Genomic DNA, 9,067 nt, shown 5'->3' on the forward strand with positions numbered 1-9,067 from the left:
GATGGATGAAAGTCGATGAATGCCGAAGATGCCCGCAAGCTTGCCCGCCGATTCATAGAGTTGCCGTTGGAAAAGCGCCGCATCTTTCTTCAGGGGCTGGCCCGCGAAGGGGTCGACTTTGCCCAGTTTCCGATCCCGGCCCAGGTGCCGGTGGCCGAGCGCGACGGCTTGTCCTATGCCCAGCAGCGCATGTGGTTGCTGTGGCAACTGGAGCCTGCCAGCGGCGCCTACAACCTGCCGAGTGCCGTGCGTCTGCGCGGCGCGCTCGACGTTGCGGCGCTGGAGCAGGCCTTTGTCAGCCTGGTAGAGCGCCATGAAACCCTGCGCAGCGTATTCATCCAGCAGGCTGACGAGCGCCTGGTGCTGGCGCCCGCGCCGCAGTGGCCGCAAGTCGCACACCTGGACCTCAGCGGTATGGCCGAAGCGGACCGCGAGCAGCAGGTGCACGAACTGGCCCAGCAGCAGGCGCTACAACCCTTCGACCTGACGCAGGGCCCGCTGCTGCGCATCAACTTGCTCAAACTCAAGGCCGATGAGCATGTGCTGTTGCTGACCTTGCACCACATCGTCTCGGACGGCTGGTCGATGAACGTGCTGATCGAGGAATTCAGCCAGCTGTATGCGGCCCATCTGCACAAGCAGGCGCCAGCCTTACCGGCGCTGGCGATCCAGTACAGCGATTACGCCCTGTGGCAACGCCGCTGGCTGGAAGCGGGGGAGCAGCAGCGCCAGCTGGCGTACTGGCTCGAACAGTTGGGCAACGACCATCCGGCGCTGGAGCTGCCGCTCGACCATCCGCGTCCGGCCCAGCCCGGCTATCGTGGCCGACGCCACGAATTCGCCCTCGATCCGGCGCTGGTCGAGCAACTGCGCGGCTTCGCCCGTCAGCAGAATGTCACCCTGTTCATGTTGCTGCTGGCGGCATTCAACGTGCTGCTGCATCGCTACAGCGGCCAGCAGGACATCCGCATCGGCTCGCCGGTGGCCAACCGCAACCGTGCCGAGGTGGAAGGGCTGATCGGCTGCTTCGTCAACACCCAGGTATTAAGCACGCGGGTGGACGGCCAGGAGGACGTCGTCAGCTTGCTGGAGCAGGTCAGGGCGGTAGTGCTGGGTGCCCAGGCCCATCAGGACCTGCCGTTCGAGCAACTGGTCGAAGCCCTCAAGCTTGAGCGCGACGCCAGCCGCACGCCGTTGTTCCAGGTCATGTACAACCATCAGCCGCATGTGGCGGATATCGGCGCCTACTCGCTGGCGGCCGGATTGAACCTGGAGCCGGTGCAGCGGCAAAGCCGCACGACCCTGTTCGACCTGACCCTGGACACCTATGAGCAGGCCGGGGAGCTGCGTGCCGCGCTGACCTACGCCAGCGACCTGTTCGAGGCGTCGACCATTGCGCGCCTGGCCGGGCATTGGCAGGCGCTGCTGCAGGCGATGGTCGACACGCCGCAGCAACGTATCGCCGAGCTGCCCATGCTCGGCGCCGAAGAGCGTCAGGCAATTGTTCAGGACTGTAACAAGGCTGTGGTCGATTTCCCGGTCGAGCGTTGTCTGCATCAGCTCATCGCCGAACGAGCACGCACTGCGCCCGCCGCCGTGGCGGTGACCTGCGGCACCCAGCAACTGACCTACGCCGAACTCAATGGCCGCGCCAATGCCTTGGCCCACACCCTGATTGCCCGGGGCGTCGGTCCGGATGTGCTGGTTGGCTTGGCGGTGGAGCGCAGCCTGGAGATGCTTATCGGCTTGCTGGCGATCCTCAAGGCCGGGGGCGCTTATGTACCACTGGACCCGGCCTACCCGCAGGAGCGTCTGGGCTACATGATTGCCGATAGCGGCATCACCTTGTTGCTCACCCAGCCGGCGTTGCAGGCTCAGTTGCCAGTGCCGGCGGACGTGCCGGTGCTGTTGCTGGACGACGTTCAGGTACTGCGCGAAGACGACCCGCTGACCCGGGTTGCCCCGGACAATCTGGCCTACGTCATCTACACCTCCGGCTCGACCGGCAAACCCAAGGGCACCTTGCTCAGCCACCGTAACGTGCTGCGTCTGTTCGCGGCCACCGAGGGCTGGTTCAGCTTCGGCCCACAGGATGTCTGGAGCCTGTTCCACTCTTACGGTTTTGACTTCTCGGTCTGGGAAATCTTCGGCGCGCTGTTGTACGGCGGTCGCTTGCTCGTAGTGCCGCACGACATCAGCCGTTCGCCACGCGAGTTCTACCAACTGCTGTGCGCCGAAGGGGTCACGGTGCTGAACCAGACCCCGTCAGCGTTCAAGGCGCTGATGCAGGTGGCCTGCGCCGAGCCGGGCAAACACGCGCTGCGCCAGGTGATCTTCGGCGGCGAGGCGCTGGACGTGAAGAGTCTGCTCCCGTGGTTCGAACGCTTCGGCGACGGCGCTCCGCAACTGGTCAACATGTACGGCATCACCGAGACCACCGTGCACGTTACCTACCGGCCGCTGTCGCTGGCTGACCTTGAAGGCGAGGCGAGCAGCCCGATCGGTGAGCCGATTGCCGACTTGTCCTGGTACCTGCTCGATGCGGACCTGAATCCGGTGCCCAAGGGCTGCGTCGGTGAGCTGTACATCGGCCGTGCCGGCCTGGCGCGGGGTTACCTCAAGCGTGGCGATCTCAGTGCCACCCGCTTCGTGCCCGATCCGTTTGGCGCCGACGGCGGCCGCCTGTATCGCACTGGCGACCTGGCCCGCTACCAGGCCGATGGCGTGATCGAGTACATCGGCCGTATCGACCATCAACTGAAAATCCGCGGCTTCCGAATCGAGCTGGGCGAGATCGAAGCGCGCCTGCTGGCCCACGAGGCCGTCGGCAGTGTTGCTGTGCTGCCGTGGGGTGAAGGTGAGGCCTTGCAGTTGGTGGCCTACCTGGTGCCACGCGACACCGCGCTGCTCGATGCCCGTGCCGAAATGCAGGCGCAGTTGCGCGAACAGCTAAAAACCGCGCTACGTAGCGAGCTGCCGGAGTACATGGTCCCGGCGCACCTGTTGCTGCTGGCCGAACTGCCGCTGACCACCAACGGCAAGCTGGATCGCAAGGCACTGCCAGCACCGGATGCGAGCCTCTTGCAGCAACACTATGTGGCGCCCCAAGGGCCGCTTGAAGAAACCGTCGCGCGCATCTGGGCCGAGGTGCTGCACGTTCAACAGATCGGCGCCGGGGATGACTTCTTCGCCCTGGGCGGGCACTCGCTGCTGGCCACGCAAGTGGTCTCCCGCCTGGGGCAGGCGCTGGGCATGCAGGTCCCGCTCAAGCGTCTGTTCGAGCACAGCACCTTGCGCGCCTTCGCTGCCAGCCTGCAAACGCAGACCCCGGTTCGCCAGGCACCCTTGCTGCCTGCGGACCGTGATCAGCCGTTGCTGTTGTCCTATGCCCAGGAGCGTCAGTGGTACCTCTGGCAACTGGACCCGCAGAGCACGGCTTACCATATTCCTGTTGCCCTGCGCCTGCGTGGCGCCCTGGATGTCGCGGCGCTGCAACGGGCGTTCGACAGCCTGATTGCCCGCCATGAAACCTTGCGTACGACCTTTGTCCAGCAGGGTGAACAGCTGGTGCAGCGGATTGCCCCGGCGACTTCACTGAAGATCGAGACAGCGTTTTTGAACGGCGCAGGCGAACAGCTCGCGGCATGGCTCGACACTCAGAACAGCCGCCTGTTCGACCTGGAGCACGGGCCGTTGCTGCGGGTCGGGCTGCTGCGCCTGGCAGCGGACGACCATGTGCTGTCGCTGACCCAGCACCATATCGTCTCCGATGCCTGGTCGATGCAGCGCATGGTCGAGGAACTGCTGCAGTGCTACGGCGCTTTCAGCCAAGGCCAGCCGCTGAATTTGCCAGCGTTGACGGTGCAGTACGCCGACTACGCACAGTGGCAACGGGCACAGATGGCTGCGGGCGAACGTGATCGGCAGCTGGCCTACTGGACCGCGCAACTGGGCAACGATCACGACGTGCTGGAACTGCCGCTTGATCGTCCCCGGCCTGCCAGGGCAAGCGCCCGCGGTGCGACCCTGGCACTGCGCCTGACGCCCGCGCTGAGTGCGCAGCTCAAGACCCTGGCCCAGGACGAAGGCGCCACCTTGTACATGGTCTTGCTGGCGTCGCTGCAGATGGTGCTGCATCGCTATAGCCGGCAGCCGACGGTCCGCGTGGGTGTGCCGGTGGCCAACCGGCATCAGCTGGAGACTGAAGGCCTGATCGGTTTCTTCGTCAACACCCAGGTGCTGCAGGCGCACATCGATCCGCACATGACGGTGGCGACCCTGCTGCGTCAGGTCAGGCAATCGGCGCTGGAGGCGCAGGCGCATCAGGACCTGCCGTTCGAGCAACTGGTCGAAGCCTTGCAACCGCAACGGGACGCCAGCCACCACCCGCTGTTCCAGGTGCTCTTCAACCATCAGGCCCAGGCGCGTCAGGGCGCGCTGCCACAACAACTGGGGGCCTTGAGCCTGGAAGGCCTGGCGCTGGTCGGCAAGACCTCGCAGTTCGATTTGATGCTCGACACTTTCGAGTCCACCGAGGGGATCGAGGCGCTGTTCACCTACGCCACCGACCTGTTCGACGTGTCGACCATCGAGCGTCTGGCCGGACATTGGCAGGCGCTGCTGCAGGCGATGGTCGACACGCCGCAGCAACGTATCAGTGAGCTGCCCATGCTCGGTGCCGACGAGCGCCAGGCAATTGTTCAGGACTGGAATAAGACTGCGGTCGATTTCCCGGTCGAGCGTTGTCTGCATCAGCTCATCGCCGAACGAGCACGCACTGCGCCCGCCGCCGTGGCGGTGACCTGCGGCGCGCAGCAACTGACCTACGCCGAACTCAATGGCCGCGCCAATGCCTTGGCCCACACCCTGATTGCCCGTGGCGTCGGTCCGGATGTGCTGGTCGGTCTGGCGGTGGAGCGCAGCCTGGAAATGCTCGTCGGTTTGCTGGCGATCCTCAAAGCTGGCGGCGCCTATGTGCCGCTCGACCCGGTCTACCCGCAGGAGCGTCTGGGCTACATGATTGCCGACAGCGGCATCGCCCTGTTGCTGACCCAGCCGGCGTTGCAGGCGCAACTGCCAATGCCGGCGGACGTGCCGGTGCTGTTGCTGGATGACGCTCAAGTGCTGCGTGAAGACGACCCGCTGACCCGCGTTGGTCCAGACAATCTGGCCTATGTGATCTACACCTCCGGCTCGACCGGCAAACCCAAGGGCACCTTGCTCAGCCACCGTAACGTGCTGCGTCTGTTCGCGGCCACCGAAGGCTGGTTCAGCTTCGGCCCACAGGATGTCTGGAGCCTGTTCCACTCTTACGGTTTTGACTTCTCGGTCTGGGAAATCTTCGGCGCGCTGTTGTACGGCGGTCGCTTGCTCGTAGTGCCGCACGACATCAGCCGTTCGCCACGCGAGTTCTACCAACTGCTGTGCGCCGAAGGGGTCACCGTACTCAACCAGACCCCGTCGGCGTTCAAGGCACTGATGCAGGTCGCCTGCACCGAGCCGGGCAAACACGCGCTGCGCCAGGTGATCTTCGGCGGCGAGGCGTTGGACGTAAAGAGCCTGCGCCCGTGGTTCGAACGCTTCGGCGACCGTGCGCCACAGTTGGTCAACATGTACGGCATCACCGAGACCACCGTGCACGTCACCTATCGGCCGCTGTCGCTGGCCGACCTTGAAGGCGAGGCAAGCAGCCCGATCGGCGAGCCGATTGCCGACCTGTCCTGGTACCTGCTCGATGCGGACCTGAACCCGGTGCCCAAGGGTTGCGTCGGCGAGTTGTACATCGGCCGTGCCGGCCTGGCGCGGGGCTACCTCAAACGTGGCGACCTCAGCGCCACCCGCTTCGTGCCCGATCCGTTCGGTGCCGACGGCGGCCGCCTGTATCGCACTGGCGATCTGGCCCGTTACCAGACTGATGGCGTGATCGAGTACATCGGCCGCATTGACCATCAACTGAAAATCCGTGGCTTCCGTATCGAGCTGGGCGAGATCGAAGCGCGCCTGCTGGCCCACGAGGCCGTCGGCAGTGTTGCCGTGCTGCCGTGGGGTGAAGGTGAGGCCTTGCAGTTGGTGGCCTATCTGGTGCCACGCGACACCGCGCTGATCAATGCCGATGCCGAAATACAGGCGCAGTTGCGCGAACAGCTCAAGAGCGCGCTGCGTAGCGAGCTGCCGGAGTACATGGTCCCGGCGCACCTGTTGCTGCTGGCCGAACTGCCGCTGACCACCAACGGCAAGCTGGATCGCAAGGCGCTTCCGGCGGCGGATGCCAGCCTCCTGCAACAACATTACGTGGCACCGCACAGTGAGCTTGAACAGCGCCTGGCGCTGATCTGGCAGGACCTGCTGGGCCTTGAGCGCGTCGGCCTCAACGACGACTTTTTCGCCCTCGGCGGCCATTCCCTGCAACTGGTCATGCTGCTGTCGCGCCTGCGCAGCGAGCTTGGCGTGGAGCTGAAGATCAGGGAGTTCCACGGCCTGCGCACCTTGGGTGAACTGGCAGCGCACCTGGAGCACAACATTTCGGCGCAGTCGCAAGACGCCGAGCTGGATCAGATTTTCGGCGTGCTGGATGAACTGGAGACGGAAAATGTTTGAACCAACAGGTCGCAACCAGCAGCTGGTCGAGCGTATCAAGGGCCTGTCGGCGGACAAGCGCCGGCAGATGTTCGCCAAACTCCACGAGATGGGCATCGATGTCGCCAGGCTGCCCATCGTTCCCGGTCGTCCCGGGGAACACGCGCCACTGTCCTATGCCCAGCAGCGCCAGTGGTTCCTCTGGCAGCTGGAACCGCACAGCAGCGCTTACCACATCCCCGCAGCCTTGCTGCTGCGCGGCGCGGTTGATGTCGAGCAGTTGGGCAAAAGCTTCGCCACCCTGATCGAGCGTCATGCCTGCCTGCGCACGCGGTTTGTCGAAGTGGACGGGCAACTGCGCCAGCAGATTGATGCGGCTACGCCGATCACCATCGAGCAAACCCGTCTGCAGCTACGCGATGGTGAACGGGACGCGCAGCTACGCGCCTGCGTCGCCGAGCTGACTGAGCAGCCGTTCGACCTGCACAACGGACCTCTGCTGCGGGTGCGCCTGGTGCGCCTGGCCGAGGATGAACAGCTGCTGGTGCTGGTCCTGCATCACATCGTCACCGATGGCTGGTCGATGAACTTGATGGTCGAAGAGCTGATGGCCTGCTATGCGGCGTATTCGCAGGGCCAGGCTCCGCTGCAGGCGGCCCTGCCGATCCAGTACGCCGACTTTGCGGCCTGGCAGCGCCAGTGGATGGAGTCGGGTGAGGGCGAGCGTCAGCTGGGGTACTGGAAGGGCCAGTTGGGCGCGACCGAGGATGTGCTTGAACTGCCCAGCGACCATCCACGCCCGGCGACCATGAGCTATCGCGGCGCCCGCCTGCAGATCGCCGTGCCGGTGGCGTTGGCCGGCGACTTGCGCCGGTTGGCGCAAGGGCAGGGCGTCAGCCTGTTCGTGCTGTTGCTGGCCTCGTACCAGGTGCTGCTGCATCGCTACAGCGGCCAGGCTGACATCCGTGTCGGCGTGCCGGTGGCCAACCGCAACCGCCTGGAGACCGAACGCCTGATCGGGCTGTTCGTCAACACCCAGGTGCTCGCGGCGCAGTTGCGCGGCGAGGAAGGTTTCAGTGCGCTGTTGCAGCGCATCGACCAGCAGGTACGCGATGCCCAGGCCCATCAGGACCTGCCGTTCGAGCACCTGGTCGAGGCCTTGGGCGTCGCCCGCAGCCTCAGCCACAACCCAGTGTTCCAGGCCATGCACAACCACCAGGATGGTGTGCGCCAGGCGGCGTCCCTGGCATTGCCGGGGCTGACGGTCGAAGCGCTGGAGTGGGATGCGGGCACTGCCCAGCTGGACCTGACCCTGGAAACCCAGGACTCGGGACAGGCACTGTCGGCCGCGCTGATCTACGCCAGCGACCTGTTCGAACCGCGCAGCATCGAACGCATGGCGCAGCACTGGCTCAACCTGCTGCAAGGCATCGTCAGCAACCCACAGGAAAAGATCGCCCAACTGCCGCTGCTCGATGCCCAAGAGCAGGCGCAGATCGTTGAGCAGTGGAACGCCACCGCCGCGCAGTACCCGCTGGACACCCCGGTGCACCAGTTGATCGAACAGCAAGTGCGCGCCACCCCGGACGCCCCGGCGCTGTGCATGGGCGAGCAGCAACTGAGCTACCGCGAGCTGGACCAGCGCGCCAACCAGCTGGCCCACCAGCTGATCGCCCTCGGCGTCGGTCCCGAGGTGCTGGTCGGCATTGCCGTGGAGCGCAGCCTGGAGATGGTCATCGGCCTGCTGGCGACTCTCAAGGCTGGCGGCGCCTATGTGCCGCTGGACCCGGAATACCCCGAGGAACGCCTGGCCTACATGATCGAGGACAGCCGCATCGCCTTGCTGCTGGCCCAGTCGCACCTGCGCCTGCCATGCCCGGCTGAACTGCCGGTGCTGGCCCTCGACCGTCTGGCGCTGGGCGCTTTCCCAAGCCATTCTCCAGCGCTGTCGCTGGACCCCGAACACCTCGCCTATGTGATCTACACCTCCGGTTCCACCGGCAAGCCCAAGGGCGCCGGCAACCGCCACAAGGCCCTGACCAACCGCCTGTGCTGGATGCAACAGGCCTACGGCCTGGGCGCCGGCGACACGGTGCTGCAAAAAACGCCGTTCAGCTTCGACGTGTCGGTCTGGGAGTTCTTCTGGCCGCTGATGACCGGCGCCCGCCTGGCCATGGCCGGCCCCGGCGATCACCGTGATCCGCGGCGCCTGGTCGAGCTGATCCACGCCCACCAGGTCACCACTTTGCACTTTGTGCCGTCGATGCTGCAGATGTTCCTGCTCGACGAGCAGGTCGCCAGCTGCACTGGCCTGCGCCGCATCATCTGCAGCGGCGAGGCACTGCCGGTGGAGGCCCAGACCCAGGTGCTGGCCAAGCTGCCCGGCGCTGGCCTGTACAACCTCTATGGCCCGACCGAAGCGGCCATCGACGTCACCCACTGGACCTGCCGCGACGAAGGCCGCGACAGCGTGCCAATCGGCCAGCCGATC

Annotated in this window: 2 protein-coding genes; both read left to right on the forward strand. The window is 65.4% G+C overall.

Going from position 1 to position 9,067, the window contains the following annotated elements; translation table 11 throughout:
* Nucleotides 1-15: 15 nt before the first annotated feature.
* Nucleotides 16-6,597 carry an amino acid adenylation domain-containing protein gene (locus ACO6VD_RS24100; RefSeq protein WP_422422467.1) on the forward strand — a complete coding sequence of 2,194 codons (6,582 nt, stop codon included), beginning with the start codon at nt 16-18 and terminating at the stop codon, nt 6,595-6,597.
* The coding region (locus ACO6VD_RS24105; RefSeq protein ID WP_422422468.1) for a condensation domain-containing protein at nt 6,590-9,067 on the forward strand (2,478 nt) is incomplete at its 3' end. The genes ACO6VD_RS24100 and ACO6VD_RS24105, both read left to right, overlap by 8 nt.

It is taken from the genome of Pseudomonas sp. GZD-222, assembly GCF_049310525.1.
GTDB lineage: Bacteria > Pseudomonadota > Gammaproteobacteria > Pseudomonadales > Pseudomonadaceae > Aquipseudomonas.